The following is a 25,315-nucleotide window of genomic DNA, read 5'->3' as shown; positions in this document are numbered from 1 at the left end:
AATCCATGGCCGAACTTCAAGCAGCCGCACCTGCCACGCCCAGAAGAAGCAAGTTCGCCCTCGGCGATTTCCTGCGCGAATATGGCGTTCTCATCATCATCGTGATCCTGATGATCGGGCTGACTTTCCTCAGCCCGTCCTTTCTCACCTCGCGCAATCTCTTAAACATCCTCAACCAGAGCGCACCGCTGGCGCTGATCGCCGCCGCGCTGACGCTAGTGATCATCAGCGGTGGCTTCGACCTCTCGACTGGCGCGATTTTCGGCGTTGCTAGCGTGTCCGCGGCCTGGCTTGCGGTCAATGTCGACCCGACTTTGGGAATGATCGCCGGGCCGTTGCTCGGGCTGCTGCTAGGGCTGGTCAACGGCCTCATCATCACCGGCTTCAACGTCCACTCCTTCCTCGCCACCCTGGCTTCGAGCATGGTCTATCGCGGCATTGCCGTATTGATCACGGGCGGAGCGCTCATCCCCGTGCGCATGGAGGAATTCGCCTGGCTCGGCCGCGGACGCGTCGGCATGGTCAATATCGCCGTGCTCATCCTGCTCGTCTTTACCGTCGCCATGATGGTGCTGCTCAACCGCACCACGTTCGGCCGCCGCGTCATCGCCGTAGGTGGCAATGAAGAGGCCGCCATTCTTTCCGGTGTCCGCACCAAGCTGGTTCGCATCGCCTGCTTCGGCCTGACCGGTTTTGCCGCCGGCCTGGCGGGGATCATTGCGGTGTCGCGTATTTCCATGGGCCAGCCACAAGCCGGTGTCGGCATGGAGCTGGAGGCCATTGCCGCAGTCATTCTGGGCGGCACCAGCATTTATGGCGGAGCGGGCGCCGTCTGGCGGTCCATCGCTGGTGTGCTGCTGCTGGCGCTTATCGGCAACGGGTTCAACATCCTCAACGTCAACCCCTTCTTCAAGGACCTCACGACGGGCGTCATTATCGTGGCCGCGGTCGCCCTGAGTGCCGGCAAGAAGCGCAGATAGGCCCTCAGCCGTCGGCCTGGTGGCAAGAGGCAACGCTTCGCTGGCCCAAGAGGATCGCCCCAAGAATTTCATGTATTTAGTTTGCCGACAAATATCCGGCGTCTTGGCAAGGTGCCGCCTGCCGGATACTGTCGACAAATTGGATATTTCCTCCAGATATCACCTTCCGCCTCACCGGTGGACCGGACGAAAAAGTCGGGATGACTAATGACCAAGCGTGACACAATCAGCCGGATTGCCACCGATGTGGGCGGCACCTTTACCGACCTCGTCTATTTCGAGACCGACAAGACCACCGGCCGGCAAACGGTGCGGACCGAGAAATCCGACACAACGCCGCCCAATTTCGAACAGGGCGTGCTCAACGTTATCCGGAAGGCAGGTCTCAGCGTTGCCGAGGCCGATTTTTTCGCGCATGGCACGACCGTGGTCATCAACGCGCTGACCGAGCGCAAAGGCGCCAAGGTGGGCCTGGTCACCACGACCGGTTTCCGCGACGTGCTCGAAATCGCCCGCGGCAACCGCCCCGACTTCTTCAACCTCTCCTATGAAAAGCCGACGCCCTTCGTCGAACGCTACCTGCGCCAGGAAATCCCCGGTCGCATGGATTATCGCGGCAATGAAGTCGCTCCGCTCGACCTCAGCGGCCTGCCGGCCATTCTCGAGGGCTTCCGCGCCGATGGCGTGCAGGCCGTCGCCGTGTGTCTCATCCATGCCTATGCCAATCCGACGCATGAAAAGGCCGTGCTGGATGAAATCGGGCGCCTCTGGCCCGAAGTCGCCACCGTCGCGTCGCACCAGATCACCCGTGAATGGCGTGAATACGAGCGCACCAGCACGACGGTGCTTTCCGCCTATGTGCAGCCGACCGCCCAGCGCTATCTGGAGCGGCTTGAAGCGGGCCTGCAGCAGGAGGGCTATGAAGGCCGGCTCTATATCATGCAGTCCAATTGCGGTGTGGATTCGCTGACTTCGACCAAGGCCATTCCGATCACCATGGTTGAATCGGGACCCGCCTCCGGTTTCTGGGGCGCCGCCGAGCTCGGCCGCATCATAGGCGAGCCCAATGTGCTTGCCCTCGATATCGGCGGCACCACGGCCAAATGTTCGCTGATCCAGAATGGCCAGGTCAGCATCAAGACCGATTACTGGATCGAACGCGACCGCAAGAGCGCGGGCTATCCGATCATGGTGCCGGTGGTTGACCTGGTGGAAATCGGCAATGGCGGCGGTTCGATCGCCTGGGTCGATGACTTCAGCAAGCTGCATGTCGGCCCGCAATCGGCCGGCGCGGTGCCCGGCCCTGCCGCCTATGGCCGTGGCGGCACCAATGCCACCACGACCGACGCCAATCTCGTGCTCGGCCGTATCAATCGCGACTATTTCTGCGGCGGCTCGGTCATTGCCGACATGGCATCGGTCGATGGCGCCCTGGACGCCCTGGCTGACAAGCTTGGCGTCAGCCAGCAGGAAGCGGCGCGCGGTATCGTGCGCATCGCCAATGCCAATATGGTCAATGCGCTCAAACTCGTCTCGCTCAACCGCGGCCACGATCCGCGCGATTTCACCCTGGTGGTGTTCGGCGGCGGCGGCGCCATGCATGGCGTCGCACTTGGACAGGAACTGGGCGTGAAGAAGGTCGTGGTACCGCGCGGCGCTCCGGTCTTTTCGGCCTGGGGCATGATGATGAGCGACCTGCGCCGCGACTATTTCGTTACCCGCCTGATGGACGGAACCGACCGCGCGGGCCTCGAAGCACTGGTCGGTGAAATTTCCGGGCATGCCAGGGAGCAGTTCGGCAAGGAAGGCGTCGCGGCCGATGCGGTCAATATCCAGCCCCTGGTCAAGATGCGCTACCGCAACCAGGAACATGCCGTGGAAGTCCCGCTCGACGCCGGTCCGCTGGACGACACGCGCATCGCCGCGCTAATCGAGGATTTCCACGGCGTCTACGAGCGCGAATATACCTATCGCCTCGATGTCGCCGTCGAAATCGTTGGTATCCACATCATCGCTTCGGCCGAAGTGGGCAAGCTCGAAATGGTGCCGCAGCCGCGCACCGGAGCCAGACTGGAGGACGCCATCAAGGGCAGGCGCGAGGTGGATTACGCCACCGAGGGCGTTTGCGAAGCGATCATCTACAATGCCGAAAAGCTCGAACCAGGCATGGTCTTTACCGGCCCGGCCATTATCGAGGACCCCGGCACCACCATTGTCGTTCATCCCGGCAACCGGGTCGAAATCGACGATTTCGGCAATACCCAAATCCATCTGCGGAGCTGATCGATGAGCACGACCTCCTACGATCCTGTCACCTTCGACATCATCCAGAACGGTCTTGAGGCTGTCGCCGACGAAATGTTCGCGGCCCAGCGCAAGACCTCCATGAGCGCGATCATCTATGAGGTGCTGGATCTCGGCACCGGCATTTGCGATGCGCAGGGCGAAATCGCCGCTTCCGGCGCTGGCATTCCCGCCTTCGTCGGCGTGCTCGACAAAGCCGTCAAGCGCATGATTGAAAAGCACCCGGTCGAGACAATCAAGCCGGGCGATCTCTTTGCCTCCAACGACCCCTATTGGGGTGGCGTGACCCATCTCAACGACATGATCCTGGCCATGCCGGTCTTTGCCGAAGGCCGGATCGTCGCCTGGACGGCCAATATCGCGCACTGGAACGACGTTGGCGGCAATGTGCCGGGCTCGATGTCATCAGAGGCGACCGAGATCTACCAGGAGGGCATCCGCATTCCGGCGGTGAAGCTGATCGATGCGGGCGTGCCGAACCAGGCCGTGTTCGACATTCTCTACGTCAATACCCGCCTGCCCGACTTCCTTCGCGGCGATCTCTGGGCCGGCATTGCCGGCGTCCGCATTGGCGAGAAGCGCATTCTCGAAATGATCGAGAAGTATGGCTCCGATACCTTTACCGCCGCGATTGCCGACTTCATGGATCTCGGCGAACGTCGCGCGCGGGCCGCTCTCGCCACCATCAAGAAAGGTATCTATCCCTTCGAGGAAGAGCAGGACGACGGCACGATCCACAAGATCGTCATCGAAATCACCGACGATGCCTTCATCATCGACCTGCGCGACAATCCCGACCAGAAGGGATCGAGCAATTCGAGCCGCGAAGGCATCGAGATTTCAGCGCAGCTGGCGTTCAAGGCCTTTACCGACACGCAGGCGCCTGGCAACGGCGGCTTCTTCCGCCCGCTGCAATTGCTGACGCGTCCGGGTTCGGTCTTCCACGTCGTTGAACCCGGGGCGCTGGGCTATTATTCCGAGGTCGAAATCCGTGTTTTCGATCTCATCCTGCGATGCCTTGCCCATCATTTCCCGGGCGTGCTACCGGCCGGCAATTTTGCCTCGATCTGCGGCACGGTTATCGGCGGCAAGCATCCCGATACCGGCCGCCACTACACCATTGTCGAACCGCAGCTCGGCGGCTGGGGGGCGCAGCAGGGGCGCGATGGCAATAGCGCCATCTTCTCAGGCTTCCATGGCGATACCTTCAACTGCCCGGCTGAAGTCGCCGAGGCACGCTACGGCCTCAATGTCGACGAGCTGGCGCTCAATGCCGATAAGGGGGGCGACGGCGCCTGGCGCGGCGGCAAGGGCATTTCCGTTCGCTACCGCGTCCGTGCCGACGACAATTTCCTCAGCGTTGGCTATACCCGCTCGCGCATTCCGCCCTGGGGGCAGAATGGCGGCAATGACGGTTCGCCCAATTATGTGGAAGTGCTGCGGCCCGGCAAGGACGTCGAACGCTATTCCTTCGCCACCAATGTCCCGCTTTCCAAGGGTGACGTGGTGCATGTGGTGACGGGTGTGGGCGGCGGCTTCGGCAAGCCTTCCGAGCGGACCGAAGCGGCCGTCCGGCGCGACCTGCGCAATGGCTATATTGACGCCGAAACTGCCGCCAAGGTCTATAACGTCACGATCTGAAGAAGAAGGAAGCGGCCATGCGCTGGTCGAAGACCGTTACGATGGTGGAAGCCCATGCCGAGGGCGAAGTCGGGCGGATCGTTACCGGCGGGGTGATCGACGTGCCGGGCGCGACCATCGCCGACAAGATCCGGCATCTCAATGAGGTGGATGACAGCCTGCGGCGCTTCCTGGTGTTTGAGCCGCGGGCCTCGGCGCAAATGAGCACCTGCCTGGTCTTTCCACCCACCCGGCCCGATGCCGATATCGGTTTCATCATCCTGCAGGGCGACAAGGCGCATGCCATGTCGGGTTCGAACTCGATTTGCCTGGTCACCACCGTGCTCGAAACCGGCATGCTGCCGATGACCGAGCCGGAAACCATCGTGCGCATCGACACCGCCTCGGGCCTCGTGACCGCCCGCGCCACCTGCAAGGACGGCAAGGTCGAGCGCGTGACACTGACCATGAACCCCTCCTATGCCCACCAGCTTGACGCGGTGGTGGACGTGAAGGGCTTCGGCAAGATCAAGGTCGACATTGCCTATGGCGGGATTTTCTATGGCCTGATCGATCCCGCCCAGTTCGGCCTTGAAATCCGTCCGGATCTGGCCCGGAAACTGGTGGAGGCCGGCAGTGCGGTGCATCGGGCCATCAACGCCCAGCTCGACGTCGCCCATCCCGAGCTTCCGGGCATGAAGGGCATTTCCTACACCATGTTCGTCGGCCACAATGAAGCGGGCGAGCTCAAGGGCGCCACCATTATGCCGCCTGGCCGCATCGACCGCTCACCCTGCGGCACCGGCAATTCCGCGCGTCTCGCCGTCGCTGCGGCGCGGGGCCTCGCCAAGCCTGGTGATCGCTTCACCGCCCGCTCGATCATCGATTCCACCTTCGAGGTGCATTACGCCAGTGACACGACCGTTGCCGGACGGCCGGCCGTGCAGCCGATTATTTCCGGTCGAGGCTGGATTCACGGCATCCACCAGATCGGCGTCGATCCCACCGATCCTTACCCGCACGGCTTCTCGGTCTCGGACACCTGGGGCGACGCATTCGATCTCATGAACTAACGATGCTTGCTTGAGGGGCTGCTGGCCGCGTCGGAGCACATCCGCATCCCGCCGCCATTCCAGGCTGATGCGGCGTTCGGCGGCATCACCGCCGAACGCCGCAGGCACGACGGCCAATAGCGGGCGCACGAAGGCGACAAGGAGCATCAGGAACACGGGCGCGAGCAAGAGGAGATCGTCCTTAACCTCATTGATGAAGGCCGGACTTCCGCCAATCACGTCCCAGCTGACGAACTGCGATGCTCTTGAAGGAACGCGCCTACATCGATCTCCTGGCCGGTATGTACGCTGCGAATTGCCGCATAGACCATGGCCTGGGATTTGACGTGGCTATGCATGCTGGTTTCCATCTCCGGACCACCATCAAGCCAGCGCAGGAAGCGGTCCAATAGCCAAACATCGCCGAACTTGGTCTGCTCGGCTGGCGCAATTGGGTCGCCTTCGCCCTCCTTGCGGCTGCCCCGTTGACGTGTTGGGTCGTGCCAATGGCGCTCAACCGCGCCGTGGCTCAGGATGAGTACGCCATTTTCGCATTCGGCCCGCACATAGCCCTTGAAATAGGGATTGATGGCCGCCGCGTTGCAGCTCGTGCCTTCGTAAGAAAGCTTGACGCCATTCTGGAATGTCGCGATCGCCAGTACATTGGCGTCACCCTTGAACTCGCCCCAAGAAGGGGTCCATGAACGCGCAAAGATGGTCGCGCAATCGGCGCCAGCCAGATCGCGCAGCATGTCGAAATGATGGATCCCCGCCTCGCCAAGCATGACATCCGGCAATTCGTGGCGGAATGCGCCCCAGGCGCCGTATTTCCGCAGCTCGCCAGTCTGGCGAAACACCAGATAGTCGAGCGGTCCATCAATGCCCGACCGCAAGGCATTGCGGAACGTCGTGTTGGGGAGATCAAACCGGTGCGTCATGGTCATGGCCAGTTTTGTACCGGCCTTGCGGACGAGGTTTTCCAGGCGGATGGTCGCCTCCATCGTGTCGGCGACCGGCTTTTCGCAGAGGACGTCCAACCCCGCTGCTACCGCCAGGCCGATATGCTCCTCATGATGCCAGGCCGGCGTGCAGATCAGCACGAAGTCGGCCTTGATGGCTCGTACCAGCTCGGCCGCCGAGGTGAAGCAGGCGCTATCGGGCAAGCCATGAAAGGATTGCGCAGCCCGCAAAGCTACCGGGTCAGTGTCAGCAATGCCCACCAGCTCGACGAGACCACCGGCGATATTGGGGGGCAGCGACCGTTCGGACCAGTGTTTGCCGTAGCCACCCACGCCGATCTGTAACATCCGATAGGTCATCGGGGGCTGCCTCCCTTTCTGTCTGCCATTGCTGCGATTAGCGCCTCTGCCATTGCGTGCGCGAACTGCGTGTCATTGATGTCCATGGCCATTTCATGCAGCGCGACCGAGCCGGCTGAAGCGGCGCGCGCGGCGTCGAACAGCGCTTCATCGGCTGCGGTGTCGCGGAAGATGCCCCCCTCCACCGCAATGGCCGAGATGCCGCCATGCGGAATGAAGAGCTTGGTCGGACCGACGGCGGCGGACAGGCGCTCGCCGACCTGACGGCCAAGCGTGGCGCATTCCTCCGGCGTGGTACGCATTAAGGTGATGTTCGGATTGTGTTCATAGAACAATCGCCCGGAAAACTGGGGCGGAACAGTCACGCGCGGTCCGAAATTGACCATGTCGAGCGCTCCGAGCGACACCACTTGCGGTACACCCAGACGCCCGGCCGTGGTCAACCTCCCTGCATGGGCTGGAAAGATGCCCCCCACCAATGCATCGGCCAATTCAGTAGTGGTGACATCGAGGACGCCTTCGATATAGCCCGCCTCAACCAGTGCCTCCATGGCCTCGCCGCCTGTCCCGACGGCATGAAAGACCAGCACTTCATAGCCCCCCTCCTCCAGCCGCGCCTTTGCTGCCATGACGCAGGCGGTGGTAACACCGAACATGGTAGCGGCAACCAGGGGCTTGTCGTCTCCCTTATCCGCGATGTCATCGGCATAGGCTGTGGCCATGCCTGAAATGGCGCCTGCAGCATTTCCGATGATACGGCGGCTGATGCGGTTGATGCCGGCCACGTCGACAACCGAATGCATCATGGTGACATCGGCAGCCCCGACATAGGCGCGGGTGTCTCCCGAGGCTACGGTGGAAACGATCAGCTTGGGCAGGCCGATAGGGAGGCCCCGCATCACATGGGCGGCAAGGGCGCTGCCGCCCGAACCGCCAAGTGCGGCCACGCCCTGAACCCGGCATTCGTCATGCAGCCGTGACAGGATAGCGCGCGCCCCTCGGGACAAAGCGGCGATGGCGGCGCCGCGGTCGTCGGCTGCAACCAGCGCTTCGATACTGGTATCGGCAGCAGCCGCCACGTCATGGCGCGTTATGTCCGGCGCAAAGATCGGTTCGCCCAGCACACCCGCATCGACCACGGTTACTTTGTGTCCCAGTGCCTTGAGAAGATCGCGGAACAGGCGATACTCCTCTCCCTTGGTGTCGAGCGTGCCGATGAGCACAATCTCGGCCATGGTTCAGCTCCTGCGCTGGAGACGAGGCAGTCTGCCGGCGGGCACTTCGGCATAATCCGGCAGGGCGGTCAGATCGACCTCCGCGCCGCCGGGGTTGTAAAGCGCCAGCAGGCGCAGCGGCTCCCAGCCGGTATTGATCGTGGAATGGTACATCGCGGAAGGGATATAGATGGTGTCCCCCGGCCCGATATCGAATTCCGGCTGGTCGTCGACCATCTGCCGCCCATTGCCGGAAAGGACATAGAGGATCTCCTCGGCCAGTGGATGATTGTGCCGCGTATGCCCCTCCCCGGGCAGCAGCACAACCTCTCCGAAAGTCAGTTTCGCGCCGGGCGTTGCCGAGGGCGAAACAAACCACTTGATCAGACCCCAGCCAAAGGTCTGGGTCGGCACGGACCCTACATTGACGACAGTCATGTCTTCCTCCTCTTGCGCCCTTGCGGGCTGTCAGTTCATCCCGATGGCCTTGAAGCGCCGCATGTTCTCCGTGATCGCAATCTCGGTAGGCAGACGCTCGACGCTCGAAGCACCGAAGAAGCCGTCGATCCCGCGGGTCCGCTCAAGCACATAGGCGGCGTCTTCCGGCTCGGCGATCGGACCGCCGTGGCACAGCACGATAATGTCGGGATTGATCGCCTTGGCGGCATCATGCATGGCTTGGATGGCCCGCACGGCGTCGTCCAGCGTCATGGCCGTGTGCGCGCCGATCGTGCCTTTGGTGGTGAGACCGACATGAGGCACAAGAATATCGGCACCGGCCCGTGTCATGGCCTCAGCCTCTTCGGGCGTGAAGACATAAGGCGTGGTCACCAGGCCGAGATCGTGCGCGATGCGCACCATTTCGACTTCCTTGTCATAGCCCATACCCGTTTCTTCGAGATTGGCCCGGAAAACGCCGTCGATGAGGCCGACGCTGGGGAAGTTCTGCACTCCGGCAAAACCCATTTCCTTGATCTGCTTGAGAAATACCGGCATCAAACGGAACGGATCGGTGCCGCATACACCTGCCATCACCGGCACATCGCGCACCACGGGCAACACTTCGCGGGCCATGTCCACGACGATGGCATTGGCATCTCCATAGGGCATCATGCCCGCCAGCGAACCGCGTCCAGCCATACGGAAACGGCCCGAATTGTAGATGACGATGATATCGGCACCGCCGGCTTCAACGCATTTGGCCGACAGCCCCGTCCCCGCGCCGGCGCCGATGATCGGCCGACCGGATGCCCGCTGCGCCTTCAACTTGGCAAGGATTTCGGTATGGCGCATTGGATAGGTCTCCACAGGATGTTCGAGCATGGTCACTCCACGCCTTTGAGCGATAGTTCGCGGGCGCGGTGACAACGCACCTGCCGCCCATCGACCATGGTTTCGAGTGGCGGCTCGACCGCCCGGCAGGCGTCGACCGCATAAGGACAGCGTGGATGAAAGGCGCAACCGGCCGGCACATTGCTCGGATCCGCCACCTCGCCCTTGAGCACGATGCGGCTCGAAAGCAATTCAGGATCGGGCTTGGGAACGGCCGACAGCAGCGCCTCGGTATAGGGATGGAGCGGGGTGAAGAAGAGGTCCGCGGTGCGCGCTACCTCCACCACCTTTCCCACATACATGACGACGACCCGATCGCAGATATGCTGGACGACGCTGAGGTCGTGCGAGATGAAAATGTAGGTGAGGCCCAGTTCGCTCTGCAATTCCTCGAGCAGATTGAGTGTCTGCGCGCGCACCGAAACATCCAGTGCCGACACCGGTTCGTCGGCCACAACCAGCCGCGGGTTGAGTGCCAAGGCGCGGGCAATGCCAATGCGCTGCCGCTCGCCACCGCTGAAGGCATGTGGATAGCGCCGCATATATTCGGGCCGCAGGCCCACCCGCTCAAGCAGGTAAGCGACGCGCTCTTCCAGCGCCCGGCCCTTGCTGACGCCGAACGCAACCAGCGGCTCGCCAACGAGATCAAACAGGGTCCAACGCGGATTGAGCGAGGAATAAGGATCCTGGAAGATCATCTGCATGTCCTTGCGCAGAACCTTGAGCGCGCGGCCTTCGACCTTGGCAACATCGACCGGCGCACTACCGCCACGATCAAGGATGATCTCCCCTTCGGTAGGATCGATGGCCCGCAGAAGACAGCGCCCCGTCGAGGTCTTGCCACAACCGCTTTCCCCAACGAGGCCAAGCGTTTCGCCTTCATCGACATGGAAGCTCACATCGTCCACGGCCCGCACTCGAGCGACTTCGCGGCGCAGCAGGCCGGCCGTGATCGGGAAATGCTTCTTGAGCCCCCTGACATCGAGCAGCCGACGCGGTTTGACCATGGTTTCCTGGGCCATTGCGATCATGCCACCTGCTCCCGCCTATTGTCGTCGTAGAGGAAGCAGCTAACCGTGTGCTGGTCAGAAATACGCGTCTGCCGCGGCATCGCTGTATCGCAGACGCCTGGCATGGCCGATGGACACCTCGTATGAAATGGGCAGCCAACCGGGCGATTAAAGGGGCTTGGCACCATGCCCTGGACCGGGTGCAAAGCCTCGCCCGACCGGCGGCCCAGCTTCGGAATGGAAGCCAGCAGAGCACGGGTATAGGGATGCTTGGGGTCGCGGAACAGCGAGCGCACATCGGCCATTTCGACGACCTTGCCCAGATACATCACGACCACGGTCTGCGCCGTTTCGGCGACTACCCCAAGATCATGGGTAATCATCATCACGCTCATGCCCAGATCCTGCTTGAGTTGGCGGATGAGGGCGAGAATCTGTGCCTGCGTGGTAACGTCGAGCGCCGTGGTCGGCTCGTCCGCCAGCAGCAATTGCGGCCGGCACACCAAGGCCATGGCGATCATGGCACGTTGGCGCATGCCGCCGGAGAGTTGATGCGGATAGGCATCGATGCGGCGGTGCGCATTTGACATTTCCACGCGCCGCAGCATCTCGATTGCCACCTCGCGCGCCTCCTGCTTGGAAAGAGGCTGATGCAGCCGGATCGCCTCGACGATCTGATTGCCGATCGTGTGAACGGGACTGAAAGCGGTCATCGGTTCCTGAAAGATCATGGCAATTTCGGCGCCGCGTATGCTGCGGATTTCCTTGCCGGCATGGGGGAGCTTGAGCAGGTCCACAACCGTACCGTCCGATTTGCGGTACAGGGCCTGACCGTTCAGCGAGTCATCGGATGTGCCCGCAATACGCATGATGGTGCGCGCCGTAATGCTCTTCCCGCATCCGCTTTCCCCGACCACGCCGATGGTTTCCCCTCGGCGGATGCTGAAGGAAGCGCCGTCCACTGCCTTGACATAGCCCTCGCGCAGGGCAAAGCCGGTCTGGAGGTTACGGATGTCGAGCAGGGTTTCAGATGCCATGTGAGTATCTGACATTCTGGCCTCCTAACGCTTGTAGGGGTCGGCTGCATCACGCAAACCGTCGCCGAAAAAATTGAGAGCGAGCACCGCGAGCACCACCATGACACCGGGAGCGAGCAGCCAGGGCGCCAGCGCTACGGATCGAAGGTTCTGTGCCTCCTGCAGCAGCACACCCCAACTGATCGCCGGATAGCGCAGACCGAGGCCGAGAAAGCTCAGGGCCGTTTCAGCGATGATCATTTCTGGGACGGCCAGCGTAAGGGCAGCAATGATATGGCTCATGAAAGACGGAACCATGTGCCGGAAGATAATGCGCGTACGGCTGGTGCCGCTAAGGCGCGCCGCCATGATGAAGTCTTCCTCGCGCAAGGCCAGCGCGCGACCGCGCACCACCTGTGCAAGTCCCGTCCAGCCGATCAGCGACAGGATTATCGTTATGGCGAAATAGACCTGCATGATCGACCAGTTCGCCGGGAGCGCAGCCGCAAGGCCCAACCACAGCGGAATGGTCGGCATGGAGCGGATGAATTCGATAATGCGCTGGGTAACGATATCGACAGTGCCACCGAAATAGCCGGATACCCCACCCACCAAGATGCCGATGAAGAAACTGAGCACTACGCCGGCCAGACCGATCGACATGGAGAGGCGCGTGCCATGAATGATGCGGCTTAGGAGGTCGCGGCCCTGCCGGTCGGCACCCAGCAGGAATATCCGGATGTCCGGGTCATCCACACCGAACAGATGAAGGCTTGATGGGATCAGCCCCCACATCCGGTAAGCGTCACCTTGAACGAAGAGGCGCAGCGGATAACGAACCGAAGTATCCTCGACGAATTCCAGCTCGAAGGTATCCGGATTGCGCTGGCTGGTCGTGCCGTAGACGAAGGGAAGCTGAAACTGGCCATCGGCATCAAAGAGGTGGATCGCCGTCGGCGATTGATAGGCATTTGCCGCGTTCTGCGCCTCGGGATTATAGGGTGCGATAAACTCGACGAAGAGAGCGACGACATAGAGCATCAGCACGATGAAGCCGCAGACGACGGCCAGGCGGTGCTGGCTGAACTTGTACCACATCAGCTGCCACTGCGACGCAACAGCGTAGGATGAGGCGTTGTTGGGGACTTTGGGTGGCGGCGTTGCCGTACCCGTCGTGCCGATATCGGAAGTCGTGGTCATGAAGCAGCCCTCGGTTAGCCGAAGCGAATGCGTGGATCGAGCCATGCAAGCAGCAAATCGGAAATCAGCGTGCCGATGACGGTGAGAATGCTGAGCAGCAGCAGGATGGCGCCTGCCAGATACATGTCTTGCGACTGCAAGGCGGTCAGCAGCATGGGGCCGGTCGTTGGAAGATTGAGCACGACCGAGACAATGATGGAGCCGGAAACCAGGCCGGGCAGCGTCCAGCCAATGGTGCTGATGAAGGGATTGAGCGCGACGCGAACCGGGTATTTGAGAACAAGATCGCGCTCGCCCATGCCCTTGGCGCGAGCAGTGGTGACGTAGAGCTTGGGCAATTCATCAAGCAGGTTGGCCCGCATGATGCGGATGAGGCCGGCGATACCCCCGATGGCCAGCACGGTGGCAGGTATCCAGAGGTGCTTAAGGAAATCGAGCAGCTTGGCAAAGCTCCACGGAGCATCGGCATAAGCCGCCGAAAACAACCCGCCAACCGACATGCCGAGCTGGGAATAGGCCCACCACATCAGCACCAGGGCGAGCAGAAAGTTGGGAATCCCCAGCCCCACGAAGCTGATGAAGGTGAAGAAATAATCGCCTAACGAATATTGCCGCACGGCCGAATAGATGCCGATCGGCAGGGAAATGCCCCAAACCAGGATCAGCGAGGCGACGGACAGGATGATGGTGAGCATCATCCGCTCCCCGATCAGTTCGGAGACGGGGCGCTGCCATTGGAATGAGTAGCCAAAGTCGCCGACGATGACGCGGGAAATCCACTTGAAATACTGGATATGGAGCGGATCGCCGAGACCATATTGCGAGCGCAGCGCATCGATAAGCTGCTGGTCGACCACCTGCCCACCCGATTCCAGCGAGGTAATGTAAGCGGTCAGGAAGTCGCCAGGCGGCAATTGGATGATGACGAAAGATATGATCGAAATGACAAAAAGCGTCGGAATGGTCAGCACGATGCGCTGAACGATGTAACGGCCCACTGTGCGCCTCCCGAATAATCCAGGGTAGGCATCTGCGCCCGCAGGGCGCAGATGCGATACAGGTTGCCGCTAGGCTTTGATGTACCATTGCTCAGGGCGAAGGGTGTGCCAGAACCAGTTGGCCGCGCCCCACCAGAACCGGCTGTCATCGCCGTCCTTGAACACGTTACCCATGTCGTTGCGCACAATTACCGGCTGGGGTGACTGACCAACCGTGCCGACCACCCAAAGGTGTTGCATGTTGAGGTCGTAGACCTTTTTGGCCGCCGCCATATAGGCTTCGGAGCCAAACTCGGTCTCCTGCCAGGCGAGAAATGCCTCGCGATAGGCCTTGACCTCTTCGGGTGGCTCGACGCCGCGCTCACCACCAGAATTGAGCCAGTCCTGCCATAATTTGCCATAGCGGACGATGGAGTCGCCGCCCGGCCCGATCTTGCCGATCATTCCATAAGCATAAGCTGGCCGTTCCAGCACACGGTCGACATGCCAAGCGGTCACATCCTGCTGCTGGGCGTCGAGGCGTTCGATCAGGTAGCTGCGTTCGCGCGCCGCGGCCTGTGCCTGAATGCCAAGTGCCTGCCAGTGCTTGACCACCAGTTCACACACTTCGGTCTTCGGGCCCTCGTGCGGCAGGAATTCGAGCTGGAACACCAGCGGCTGGCCATCTTCGCGCAACCTAATGCCATCGCCGTTGCGCTGATCCAGGCCCAGTTCGTCAAGCATGGCATTTGCGGTTTCGATGTCGTGCTCGATAAAGTGCTCGGCCCAGCGCGGTTCGAAGAAACTGGCGGATTCATTGACGGTCGCCTGGCGGATCGTGCCCTGCCCCAGAAACACCAGTTCGTTGATCTCATGCCGGTTGATGCCCAGCGACATGGCCTGACGGAAACGTACGTCAGTGAAGAGCTTGCCCAGAACCGGATCGGGGTGGATCTGGTTGAAGGCCAGGCAAACATCCGAGCCGCGCTCGCTATAGACGAGTTTGGTGGTGTAGTTGCCGGCCTCTTCGCCGCGACGGATCAGCGGGAAATTGGAAAGCTGGATATCCATGCCTGCTACCGACAGCTCGCCCGACACGGCCTTGAGGTTCATCACCTCGGCATTCGTGGCATATTCAACCGTCATGTAGTCGACATAGGGCAGCTGGTTTCCTTCTGCATCGACCTTGAAGTAATAGGGATTGCGTTCGTATTGCTGGCGCTGGCTGTCGATTGCCGTTGGGATCCACGGCGAAAGCACAGGCATATCCACATTGCTGGCGCCCGAATGAAATGACGCCCCGGCCGCATTGGCCTTGGTGGTAAAGGCGTTCTGCCAGGAGTTGAACCCCGCGCTAACGGCTTCTGCCGCCGCATCTGGATTGTGCTTGGGATGGAACTGGCGGAGATAGTGCGCCGGACGGAAGGGCTCGGACGGCCCACCTGAAAAGTGAATGATACTGAAGGCCGGATGCGGCTGGGCGAAGTCGAACCTGATCGTGTGATCGTCGATTTTCTCGATTCCGAAGGGTTGCCCCCCAGCCATCAACGTCGCCGACGGCACCGGAAGCAGCTCTTTGTCATACTGCCAATCTTCGAAATAGAAGATGATATCGTCGACGGTGAACGGCTTGCCGTCAGACCACCGCACGCCCTTACGCAGCGTAATGGTGCATTCAGTGTAATCGTCGTTGAACTCGTAGCCTTCCGCCAGTTCCGGATAGATTTCGCTGAGATCATTGGAGTAGCGGAACAGGCCGACAACCTGGCCGATCTGCAGATCGTTGGCAGTTTCGGGGGCGCGACCGGCGCCGAACATTCGTCCGCCATAGACACCAATTTCGTTGGTCGTTTCCTGCACCAGCGGCTGAGGCGGCAGCCGTTCTTCGACCGGCGGCAATTCGCCATTGGCGACGCGTTCAGCCAACATGGGCGCTTCCTTGAATTGCGCCGGTTGGGCAAAAGCCTTGTTCACAAATATCGGCAGGCCAAACGAGCCGACGATACCGCCGGACAGAAGTGCATTGAAGCGGCGACGGTTCATACCGGCATGCGACTTCGAGGACTGATCGTCCTTGTTCATGTTCCCCTCCTCGGTAAGCCATCCCTTGGACAGCCATCTCCTCATTGCGCTGCAATAGCCCGCGTGCCATTTTCTAATTGTACCAGCACAATCGGCGCAATATTGAGCGCAATTTGGATGTTATGTATTGATTGAGCCAACTGTCAATCGGCAAAGCAAAACAAAAATGGCCAACATTACTGCCATTTTGCGCGCATATCGCCAATTGACTACACGCTTAAGCGCATGCTACCGCTCAATATACCAATGCAAATTGTACTTGCATTGTGTTGATCAAGGAGGAAGATCATGGGAGATCGTTTGGCGGGAAAGGTCGCCATAGTGACGGGCGGTGCGGGCGGCATCGGTGAGGAGACCGTGCGGCTATTTGTGCGCGAAGGCGCAAAAGTGATGATCGTCGACCTCAACGAGGAGGCGAGCCAGCGCGTCAGCAAGGCCATCGATCCGTCCGGCGAGAAAGTCGCCTACGTCATTGCTCGGCTCGACCAGGAAGATCAGGCCAAGATGGCGGTCGACAAGACTGTGGATCGGTTTGGCAAACTCGATATCCTGGCCAATGTTGCCGCCGTGCGCGTGCGCGGCCCGATCACCGAAGCGACCAAGCAAGACTGGGATTTCATCATCGGCGCCAATCTGTTGGCGGTCGGGCACAGCTGCAAATACGCCATTCCGAAGATGGTCGAAAACGGCGGAGGCAGCATCGTTACGGTCTCATCGGCGAACGCCACGGTGGGGCGCAAGGGCATGGGGCTTTACGACGCCACCAAGGCCGCCGTGCTGGCCCTGACCCGCTCGATGGCCTGCGATCACGCCGAGCAGAACATCCGCGTCAACGCCATTTCACCGGGGCCCACGCTGACCAATTTCCATATCAACAACAAGGTTCGTGCCACGGGAAAATCCTATGCCGAGGTCGAAGCCGAATTCCGCGCGGCGGGCGCTCCGCACACGCTGCTCAACCGTCAGGCCGAGCCGGTAGAACAGGCCTATGCCATTTTGTGGCTGGCCAGCGATGAGGCATCCTATGTCACCGGTGCCGACTTCAATATCGACGGCGGCATCATGGGCCTGCGTGACTAACAGCCAATCGGCGTCCTGCATTGCGCTTGCGGGACGCCGGTAAACCGGGCATCAAGCGCATAACTGCATGAGCCTTTCGGGGCGGAATGACGGAAAACGTGACAACGTGGATATCTCGTCTCTCCTAGCCGGCTATCACGACAATTTGGCGCATATGACGCGCAACGAAGCGATCGTGAGCGCTATCGACCGCGCCATAGACAGTGGCACGCTCGGTCAGGGTGCGCGTTTGCCGACGGTGCGCGCGCTGTCCGAAGCGCTCGATGTCAGCCCGTCGACGGTGGTGGCGGCCTATAGTCAGTTGCGCCTGCGTGGACGTATCAGCGGCACCGTTGGTCGCGGCACTTATGTGTCGGCTTCTGCCGCACTCCAGAGTGACGGTGGGCAGGAAGCGGAACAATCCGCATGGGCGAGTGTTTCGCCCCAGGCACGTCCACCCTGGCGCCGACGCACGGTTCTGACCTCGGCCAACCGGCTGCAAACCATGTATCCAGATGCGCTCGATTGCAGCCGAGGCAAGCCCGATACCAGTCTGATCCTGACCGAGCTCGTACGGCGCGCGCAGCAGGCAGCGGCCGTCGATACCGACGCCGAGGGCCTGCAATATGCAGGCCCGGTGGCTATCCCCTCGCTCTCGGAGCTATTGGCGCCGCGTCTTGTCGCCGACAATATTCCGGTCAGCAATGCCAGCATGGTGGCGGGCACGTCGGCGCAGCAGCTTATGGTCATGTCGCTGTCCATCGCCGCGCGTCTCATGCCGGACCGCCGCCATCTCGTAGCCGTCGAAGAGCCAGGCTATCAAACCGTCTTCGACGCATTCGAATATATGGGTTTTCGTCTGGTCGGCATGCGGCTCGACGAGCACGGCGTCATCCCCGAGTCGCTTGATGAGGCCCTTGCGGCCGGCGCCATTGCAGCTCTTTTCACGCCGCGCGCACAAAACCCCGCAGGCGTGTCCTGGACACCGGAACGCCGCGCGGCTCTCGCCGAAGTGTTGAAGAAGCATCCTCACGCTATCGCCATTGAAGATGATCAGTTCGCCGATATCGCCCTCACCCGGCCCGGGTCATTGCTCGAAGGGCCCGCCGCGCATCGCACGGTCTATATCCGCACCTTCGCCAAATCGATCGCCCCTGACCTGCGAACTGCCGTTGCGGTCGTGCGACCGCGCCTAGCCGCCATGCTGGGTGAAGCCAAGAGCCTGATGGACGGATGGACGTCGCTACACTCGCAGAATACCCTGGTTCACGTGCTCGAAGATACTGAGCTCGAACAAGCATTGTCCCAGTCGCGAGAATCCTATCGGGCCCGTCGCGATACGATCATGGCCGTTCTGAGCGCGCGCCTGGCCGGCACCGGTACGCGATTGAGCGGCACGGACGGGCTCAATATATGGATCCGCCTGCCGTTCGGCGTCGCAGCTACCGACGTAGTGGACAACGCGGCATCCGCAGGGGTTCTGCTGGTTTCGGGAGAGCCCTTCTATATCCGGCCCGGCCATAACGACGTCATCCGCATGAGCATTTCCGGCATTGCCGATCATGAGGCCGAACGGGCAGCCAGCCTTGTCGCCGACGCCATTCTGGCGGGCAACGAGCGTCAGCCGATCTCTATTCCGCTGTAATATGTCGTACCAAGCCACGCTCCTAGAACGCATGTAGAGTTTGCGGGGCAGTCGTCGGGTTCCGCGCCGAAAGACCGAGCGCAGAACCTTTCGGGCCCAAAAGCAGAAAATCTACCGACTCGACCGCAGAGCAGCCGAGCCGGCGGGGTTAGCGTTTTTCCATTTCGGCGAGCATTCCGACACGTCGGCGGAACTCCTCGCTGGTGCTGAACTCCGCAGACAGGAAGGCTTCGATCGAGAGCCGCATCAGTTCGGGCCCGATGATCCAGGCACCAAGGCACATCACGTTGGCATCGTCGTGTTCCACAGCCTGGCGCGCGGAATAGGTGTCGTGCCCCACAAAGGCGCGAATACCCGGAATGCGGTTCGCGGCCATGGACGCGCCGACCCCCGTTCCGCAAACGAGGATGGCCCGATCGGCCAAGCCCTCCTGAATCGCGCTGCAGACATTGCGCGAGATCACCGGGAAGTCGACAGGGGCGTCACTGTCCGTACCACGGTCGATCGGCTCAATGCCCAAGTTACGCAGTGCCGCAGTGACCGCGGCCTTTGCCGAGAATCCGGCGTGATCGTTGCCGATGACTACTCTCATGACGCCCTCATTCTGCTTCCGTGAAGAAAGTATCGGCGGCCTGCTGGGGTGTCAGGCTGCCAAACAGCACTTCCATGACCAGGCGCTTGTGGACCTCGGTGAAGCGGGACTGGAAGCGAGCAGGGAATGTCTGGGCGACGCTGCCGCGTTCGTTGACCTGCTGGAAGGTTTCCAGCAGCGCGCGGACCGGCGCCGGGGTATCGGCATTGTTGACCTGCGATTGCAACAGTGCCGCATTGGTCACGGCGCCGTTGTCCGAGGCGAAGATCTCTCCTGCCTCCGGATCGTTAAGGAAAAAATCGGCGAAGGCGGCGGCAAGTGGAACATTGTCGCAGGATGCGGCCATGGAGAGCGAATTGACGGGCACAAAGTCACCCACGCCCTCCGGCCCGATGGGATAAAGCTGCGTTACGAGGATATCTCCCGAACCGCGGGCCGCCACACCGCCCTGCAGGGCGGCCAGGGCATTGGCCGGGCGCTGGGAAGCAAGGGACCGGCCAGCGGCAAAATAGCTCAGCTCGTGGGCGCCCGGCTCTTCGGAGAGCATGTCGGCAGGAACCATGGCGCCGCCGGCATTGAGCTCGTGCCACTCGGTAAACCAGGCGACCAGCACTTCCTTGGGGAAGCCAAGCGTTTCGCCTTCATAGACCTTGTAACCATGCGAGCCGATATAGGCCAGCAGCAGGTCGGGATTGTTGGCAGGGCTATCGATGGCCCAGATATCGGCCGGGAGGCTGGCCTGAGCGGCCAACAGCCAGTCAAAGAACGCATCCCAATCGTAGCTTTCCGGTAGCGGCTCAATGCCGGCGGCCTCAGCCAGGGTGGCGTTATAGGTGATCGTATCGGGCGCCGCGCCATATGGCAGCATCAGCAGCTTGCCATCGCTCCAGCGGCTGGCCGCCACCAGATCGGGAGAGATTTCATCCAGCGAGATTGCGCCGCTGTCGATCTGCGGCTGAAAATCCGCCAGGAGCCCCCGGCCCGCATATTCGGCAATGTTGAAGGGCAGCATGCCGACAAGGCAGGGTAGGTTGTTGCCGGCCGCCTGGACACCGAGGCGCTCCCAGTAGCTCGGCCAATCCAGGGGCTCCTGGTTTATGGTGGTGCCGGGATGGCGCTTCTGGAACAGGTTGACCATATGGTCGATCTTTTCGTTGCGCGTCTGGCCGCCATACCAGGAGAAGCGAATGCTACCCGACAGCTCTTCCTGCGCAAAAGCCTGGTTTAGCGGAACGATCGACACAGAAGCTGCGAGAGCGGCCAGCGACAGCGGCCGGATCAGGCGGGGCATCGAGAACGGCATTACTTGACTCCTGTAGTGGCGATCCCGTCGGTAAGCAGCCTTTGGGCGGCGGCGAAGACGGCAATCAAGGGAACGAGGGAAAGGACCGACATGGCGAACAGACTGCCGACCATGGACGTGCCGGTGGCATCCATGAACTGGGCGAGACCCAACGGCACCGTGTAGAGCCGGGGAGCGTTGAGATAGAGCAACGGCCCCAGGAAATCGTTCCAGCTGTAGATGAAGGTAAAAACGGCAGTAGTGGCGAGGGCCGGTGCGCAGAGCGGCAGGATCACCCGCAGAAATATCTGCAGGTGCCCGCAGCCATCGATGCGCGCCGCCTCGTCGAGCGACATGGGAATGCCGCGGATGAACTGAACGATAAGGAAGGTATAGAAGGCATCCACGGCGGTGAACTTGGGGATCAGCAACGGCCAGTAGGTGTTCACCATGCCCAGCGTGTTGAAGATGATATATTGCGGAATGATGGTGACCTGGCTGGGCAGCAGGATGGTCAGCAGCAGAATGGCGAACAGGATGCGCTTGAGCGGAAATTCGATGCGCGCAAAGGCATAGGCGGCCATGGTGCAAGAGAATAGGTTGCCCAGGATCGAGCCGATCGAAATCAGCAGCGAGTTGGCGAAATACTGCGAAAAGCCGATGGCCCCGATGCCGCGCCAGCCCTGCACGTAATTGTCGATCGTGGGGTCGCCGGGCAGGAAGGACAACTGGCCGCCCAGCATGGCCCCGCGGGAGAACGAGGCGCCCACCAGCCACAAGACCGGATAGAGCATGACGCCCAGTAGCAGCAAGATCGGGACATGCCGGGCGAGACGGGTCGCAATCGGCGACTCGTTGAAGAGGATGCGCTGCGCCAGGCCAGCGGGACGGCTGTCAGCGTTCGCCATAATGAACCCAGAAGCGTGAGGAAGCGAAGAACAGCGCGGTGAAGGCCGCTAGAACGATCAGCAACAGCCAGGCCATGGCCGACGCATAACCCATGTCGAACTGCCGGAAGCCGCGATCGTAAAGGTAGAGCGCGTAGAGCAGCGTGGAATCGGCGGGGCCACCACTGCCCTGACTCACCACATAGGCGGGCGTGAAGGCCTGGAAGCTGTGCACCACCACCATGATGGTGTTGAAGAAGACGACGGGGCTGAGCGCAGGCAGGGTGATATGGAAAAAGGTCGAAACCGGCCCGGCGCCGTCGATGGCTGCTGCGTCATAGTGCGATTGCGGGATCTGGCGCAGGCCGGCGAGGAAAATAACCATCGTCGAGCCAAAGCCCCAGACCGAGAGCGCGACCAGGGTATAGATCGCCGTCGAGGGTGAACCGATCCAGGAATTGGCCGAGATGCCCAGCGTTTCCAGGAAGGCATTGAACAATCCTTCCCGGCCGAAAACCTGGCGCCAGAGAATGGCCACGGCGACGCTGGTGCCCATCAGCGAGGGCAGATAGATGAGCACGCGATAGACCGGCATGGCGCGCGAGCCACGATTGAGCACCATGGCGACGGCCAGCGAGGCGATCAGAATGGCGGGCACCGACCAGCCGACATAGACAAGGGTGGCGCGCACGGAACGCCAGAAACGCGTGTCTTCGAACAGCATGACGCGGAAATTTTCAAGCCCGATCCAGACGGGTGCGCTGACAAGATCGTAGCGCGTAAAGGCAAGCCCGAACGAGACAATGATCGGGCCAATGGTGAACAGCAGCAAGCCGATGAGCCATGGAGCAAGGAACCCATAGGCTGCCCATGCATTGGCTCGATCCAGTGCTGCGTCCTCGCGACGGTCAGCCATTGGCGCTTCCGGTATCGAGCGCGATGCCGCTTTCGCGGTCAAACAGAAGCGCCTTGTTCCCATCAAGAGCCAGTTGCACCGTTTCGCCACCGCGGAGATCGCTGCGACCGGGGACATGGACCGTGAAGTTCTGCCCCGCCTGATCGACCTGCACATAGGTCTCGTGACCAAAGGCCTCCACGACGCCGGCGCGGCCGGCCGGACCAACAGACGCAAAGTGCAGATACTGGGGACGGATGCCATAGACAGCCGGCCGACCGGGCTCGACGCTCCGCAAGGAATCCGGCAGGGGCAGGCTGGCGCCGTTCCACGCCTCGAACACAGGGGCATCGGCCATGCCGCCGATCCGGCCCTCGACGAAGTTCATGGCCGGAGAGCCGATAAATCCCGCCACAAAGCGCGTAGCGGGGCGATCGAACAATTCCATAGGCGTGCCGACCTGTTCGACGCGCCCCTTGCGCATCACCACGATGCGGTCCGCCATGGTCATTGCCTCAACCTGGTCATGTGTCACATAGACACTGGTGGTTCCCAGCCGGCGCTGCAGGCTTTTGATCTCGATGCGCATCTGTGTACGCAATTGCGCGTCCAGGTTGCTCAAGGGCTCGTCGAACAGGAATATCTCCGGCTCACGGACAATGGCCCTACCCATGGCGACACGCTGGCGCTGGCCACCCGAGAGGTCGCGCGGGAGCCGCTTCAGCAGCGGCTCCAGCTCGAGGATTGCGGCCGCGTCGGCCACGCGGCGACGGGTCGCCGCCCTATCGTGGCCAAGCATGCGCAGGCCGAAGCTCATATTCTGCTCCACGCTCATGTGGGGATAGAGCGCATAGTTCTGGAACACCATGGCAATGTCCCGATCCTTCGGCCGAAGGCCGTTCACCCGCTTGCCGCCAATCAGGACATCGCCCGAGGTGACGGTCTCGAGGCCAGCCACCATCCGCAGCAGCGTGGATTTACCGCAGCCGGACGGACCGACAAGCACCGCAAACTCGCCGTCGGCAATCTCGACATTGACGTCGGACAGAACCGAGGTCTCACCGAACTGCTTGCAGACGCCATGGAAAGAGAGAGAGGCCATGATGACAGCCGGTCAGAGAAGACGACGCGAGTCGTCCCAGCCGAGCTTGTCGTACCACTGGGCACGCCACTCCTTGTCCTTGTCGAGCTCGCGGCGAGCCCATTTGGCAACGGCTTCGAAGTGGGTTTGCGGAACGACGAGCACGCCATCGCCATTGGCCACGATCAGGTCGCCGGGGTTGACGAGCGTGCCATTGAGGCTGACCGGCACCTGGGTGGCGACAAGTTCGGAATAGCCCTGCACCATCGTCTGGGCCCGGTGTGCGCTGAAAACAGGAATGCGGTGCGTGACGATCTCATCGACGTCCCGCGCGCCGCCCGTTGTTACGATGCCGCGGGCACCCATGGCATGCCATTCGAGGGAATTGGCCGAGCCAATCTCGCCCGACCGCGTACCGGCGGATTCGAACACGATAAATTCGCCGTCCGTCACATTGGGGGTAATGCGCTGGCGATCGCCGTATCGGGTCTCATAGTAGTTGATGACCCAGGCCTCGTAGTCCTCGGGCGGCATGGTGGGAATGCGCACCTGGGTAGGACGGCAAAGGACCGTATGGGCGATGCCCATGGCTTCGGCGCCCTGGAAGACCGGGCCAATGGCGGGATCGACGCTGCCAACATTATGCAGGCCGGCCCAATCCATGCCATCGCGGATGTCTGCAAGGCGCAGGCCCTTAAAAAGCTCAAGTACTTCCTGGTTTGTCATGAGATGACAAATCTCCACTGTTATGCGTCGGCCGCAGTCAGCGCGACGCGCCGTTGATCTCGTTCAGCATTGCTCGCCGGCTGAAGTCGGCCCCGATCTCGAAATGCTCTGCGAGCAGACGGTCCGCCTCCGGACCGTCGCGACGGACCAGCGCGTCAAGAATTCGGGCATGGTGATCGATGAGGTAGTCGCGGATGCCGGATACCGTCAGAATTCGCCGGCGCCGCACAACATGCAGGTCGACGATGAAGTTCGACAGGGCGCCATAAATCGTTGCCAGTGTCTTGGAGTGGCTGGCCGCCACGATTGCCGAATGGAACGCAAAGTCGGCCTTGGCCCCCTCCTCGGCGTCTTCGATCGTCTCGCGGATGCGACCGAGGGTCGCCGCCAGGCGATCGTAGTCGGTCTCGGTGGCGCGACGGCATGCCAATCGAATGGCATGATGCTCGATGGCAACCCGGGACTCCAGGATGTCATCCAACTGGTCCCCTTGCTGCGCTAGGACGAGCGAGAAGAAGTCGCCGAGCGCCGACACGTCCGGGGTGGTCACGAAGGTACCCACGCCATGCCGGATTTCGACTGCGCCAATCATCGAGAGTGCGCGCAGCGCTTCGCGCAGGACCGGGCGGCTCACGCCGAGCAGCGCCGACAGCTCGCGCTCCGCCACGAGCTTGTCACCAACCCTAATGCGGCCGGAGAGCAACTGCTGGCGGATGAAATCAAGGACCCGCGCATAGTCGCCCTGTGAGCCTGGTGCCTGCTCTGAAATCTCGGTGCTCATGGAGAAGCTCGATCAAGTGGTAATACCACCGATAGACCACTGGACCACAAAGGTCAATCCTCATGCACGATTCATCATTGCCTATCGATTAGGCGCAAACTCGGTGGTGAGTTGAGGCGCGTTGGCGCGCAAATCGCGTGACCCAAAGAATCTCTTGGGATGCAACATTCGTAATCGGTCAGGCCAATCCTATCCGACCTGAGGGGAAACGTAGCCTTGGTGGCAGCCGGCTTTTGCCGCAACACTGTGTCGCGCGCCATT

At 61.4% G+C, this 25,315-nt stretch carries 22 protein-coding genes; 6 read left to right on the top strand and 16 right to left on the bottom strand.

The window, feature by feature from the left end; all coding sequences use genetic code 11:
• Positions 1–5: 5 nt before the first annotated feature.
• From QQL79_RS00635 to QQL79_RS00620, 4 genes are all read left to right on the top strand, one after another.
• Positions 6–980 carry an ABC transporter permease gene (locus tag QQL79_RS00635; protein WP_284386935.1) on the top strand — a complete coding sequence of 325 codons (975 nt, stop codon included), beginning with the start codon at positions 6–8 and terminating at the stop codon, positions 978–980.
• A 207-nt stretch (positions 981–1,187) separates the two neighbouring features.
• Positions 1,188–3,263, top strand: coding sequence for a hydantoinase/oxoprolinase family protein (locus tag QQL79_RS00630; protein ID WP_284386933.1), 2,076 nt, complete (start codon positions 1,188–1,190; stop codon positions 3,261–3,263).
• 3 nt (positions 3,264–3,266) lie between these two features.
• Positions 3,267–4,925 (top strand): hydantoinase B/oxoprolinase family protein, encoded by a 1,659-nt coding sequence (locus tag QQL79_RS00625; protein ID WP_284386931.1) that lies wholly within the window; start codon positions 3,267–3,269, stop codon positions 4,923–4,925.
• Positions 4,926–4,942: 17 nt separating this feature from the next.
• Entirely contained in the window at positions 4,943–5,977 is a 1,035-nt protein-coding gene (locus tag QQL79_RS00620) for a proline racemase family protein (RefSeq protein ID WP_284386929.1), read from the top strand.
• A 215-nt stretch (positions 5,978–6,192) separates the two neighbouring features.
• On the opposite strand, the gene QQL79_RS00615 is transcribed toward QQL79_RS00620, so the two are convergent.
• The 9 genes from QQL79_RS00615 to QQL79_RS00575 form a co-directional block, all read right to left on the bottom strand.
• Positions 6,193–7,275, bottom strand: coding sequence for a Gfo/Idh/MocA family protein (locus QQL79_RS00615; RefSeq protein WP_284386927.1), 1,083 nt, complete (start codon positions 7,273–7,275; stop codon positions 6,193–6,195).
• Positions 7,272–8,510, bottom strand: coding sequence for a Tm-1-like ATP-binding domain-containing protein (locus QQL79_RS00610; protein WP_284386924.1), 1,239 nt, complete (start codon positions 8,508–8,510; stop codon positions 7,272–7,274). Before QQL79_RS00610 ends, QQL79_RS00615 begins: the two co-directional genes overlap by 4 nt.
• A 3-nt stretch (positions 8,511–8,513) precedes the next feature.
• On the bottom strand, positions 8,514–8,927 hold the full coding sequence (locus QQL79_RS00605) for a cupin domain-containing protein (RefSeq protein ID WP_284386922.1): 414 nt from the start codon (positions 8,925–8,927) through the stop codon (positions 8,514–8,516).
• A gap of 30 nt (positions 8,928–8,957) precedes the next feature.
• A complete protein-coding gene (locus tag QQL79_RS00600; protein ID WP_370461152.1) occupies positions 8,958–9,812 on the bottom strand; it encodes a phosphoenolpyruvate hydrolase family protein in 855 nt (284 codons plus the stop codon).
• 2 nt (positions 9,813–9,814) lie between these two features.
• A complete protein-coding gene (locus QQL79_RS00595; RefSeq protein WP_284392778.1) occupies positions 9,815–10,843 on the bottom strand; it encodes an ABC transporter ATP-binding protein in 1,029 nt (342 codons plus the stop codon).
• A gap of 5 nt (positions 10,844–10,848) precedes the next feature.
• Entirely contained in the window at positions 10,849–11,883 is a 1,035-nt protein-coding gene (locus tag QQL79_RS00590) for an ABC transporter ATP-binding protein (RefSeq protein WP_284386920.1), read from the bottom strand.
• A gap of 9 nt (positions 11,884–11,892) precedes the next feature.
• Complete coding sequence (locus tag QQL79_RS00585) at positions 11,893–13,047, bottom strand: ABC transporter permease (RefSeq protein WP_284386918.1); 1,155 nt, start codon at positions 13,045–13,047, stop codon at positions 11,893–11,895.
• Positions 13,048–13,061: 14 nt separating this feature from the next.
• A complete protein-coding gene (locus tag QQL79_RS00580; RefSeq protein ID WP_284386916.1) occupies positions 13,062–14,045 on the bottom strand; it encodes an ABC transporter permease in 984 nt (327 codons plus the stop codon).
• A 69-nt stretch (positions 14,046–14,114) separates the two neighbouring features.
• Positions 14,115–16,106 carry an ABC transporter substrate-binding protein gene (locus QQL79_RS00575; protein WP_284386914.1) on the bottom strand — a complete coding sequence of 664 codons (1,992 nt, stop codon included), beginning with the start codon at positions 16,104–16,106 and terminating at the stop codon, positions 14,115–14,117.
• A gap of 288 nt (positions 16,107–16,394) precedes the next feature.
• On the opposite strand from QQL79_RS00575, the gene QQL79_RS00570 reads away from it, so the two are divergent.
• A complete protein-coding gene (locus tag QQL79_RS00570; RefSeq protein WP_284386912.1) occupies positions 16,395–17,186 on the top strand; it encodes an SDR family NAD(P)-dependent oxidoreductase in 792 nt (263 codons plus the stop codon).
• A gap of 106 nt (positions 17,187–17,292) precedes the next feature.
• Positions 17,293–18,810: an aminotransferase-like domain-containing protein gene (locus QQL79_RS00565; RefSeq protein ID WP_284386910.1), complete on the top strand. Its 1,518-nt coding sequence runs from the start codon at positions 17,293–17,295 to the stop codon at positions 18,808–18,810.
• 148 nt (positions 18,811–18,958) lie between these two features.
• On the opposite strand, the gene QQL79_RS00560 is transcribed toward QQL79_RS00565, so the two are convergent.
• From QQL79_RS00560 to QQL79_RS00530, 7 genes are read right to left on the bottom strand one after another with little or no spacing between them, the layout of a single operon-like run.
• Positions 18,959–19,402 (bottom strand): RpiB/LacA/LacB family sugar-phosphate isomerase, encoded by a 444-nt coding sequence (locus QQL79_RS00560; RefSeq protein WP_284386908.1) that lies wholly within the window; start codon positions 19,400–19,402, stop codon positions 18,959–18,961.
• Between the two features lie 7 nt (positions 19,403–19,409).
• Positions 19,410–20,705 (bottom strand): ABC transporter substrate-binding protein, encoded by a 1,296-nt coding sequence (locus QQL79_RS00555; protein ID WP_284386906.1) that lies wholly within the window; start codon positions 20,703–20,705, stop codon positions 19,410–19,412.
• Positions 20,705–21,592, bottom strand: coding sequence for a carbohydrate ABC transporter permease (locus QQL79_RS00550; protein ID WP_284386904.1), 888 nt, complete (start codon positions 21,590–21,592; stop codon positions 20,705–20,707). The genes QQL79_RS00555 and QQL79_RS00550 overlap by 1 nt, the downstream gene beginning before the upstream one ends.
• Positions 21,579–22,487 carry a carbohydrate ABC transporter permease gene (locus QQL79_RS00545; RefSeq protein ID WP_284386903.1) on the bottom strand — a complete coding sequence of 303 codons (909 nt, stop codon included), beginning with the start codon at positions 22,485–22,487 and terminating at the stop codon, positions 21,579–21,581. Before QQL79_RS00545 ends, QQL79_RS00550 begins: the two co-directional genes overlap by 14 nt.
• Positions 22,480–23,568 (bottom strand): ABC transporter ATP-binding protein, encoded by a 1,089-nt coding sequence (locus tag QQL79_RS00540; protein WP_284386901.1) that lies wholly within the window; start codon positions 23,566–23,568, stop codon positions 22,480–22,482. Before QQL79_RS00540 ends, QQL79_RS00545 begins: the two co-directional genes overlap by 8 nt.
• Before the next feature lie 12 nt (positions 23,569–23,580).
• A complete protein-coding gene (locus QQL79_RS00535) occupies positions 23,581–24,273 on the bottom strand; it encodes an RraA family protein (RefSeq protein WP_284386900.1) in 693 nt (230 codons plus the stop codon).
• Positions 24,274–24,310: 37 nt separating this feature from the next.
• Positions 24,311–25,054, bottom strand: coding sequence for a FadR/GntR family transcriptional regulator (locus QQL79_RS00530; RefSeq protein WP_284386898.1), 744 nt, complete (start codon positions 25,052–25,054; stop codon positions 24,311–24,313).
• Between the last annotated feature and the right edge of the window lie 261 nt (positions 25,055–25,315).

Origin of the sequence: Devosia yakushimensis (assembly GCF_030159855.1) — a bacterium.
Lineage (GTDB): Bacteria > Pseudomonadota > Alphaproteobacteria > Rhizobiales > Devosiaceae > Devosia > Devosia yakushimensis.
The sequence above is the reverse complement of the archived record's forward strand: the minus strand, read 5'-3'. Positions and strand labels throughout refer to the sequence as shown.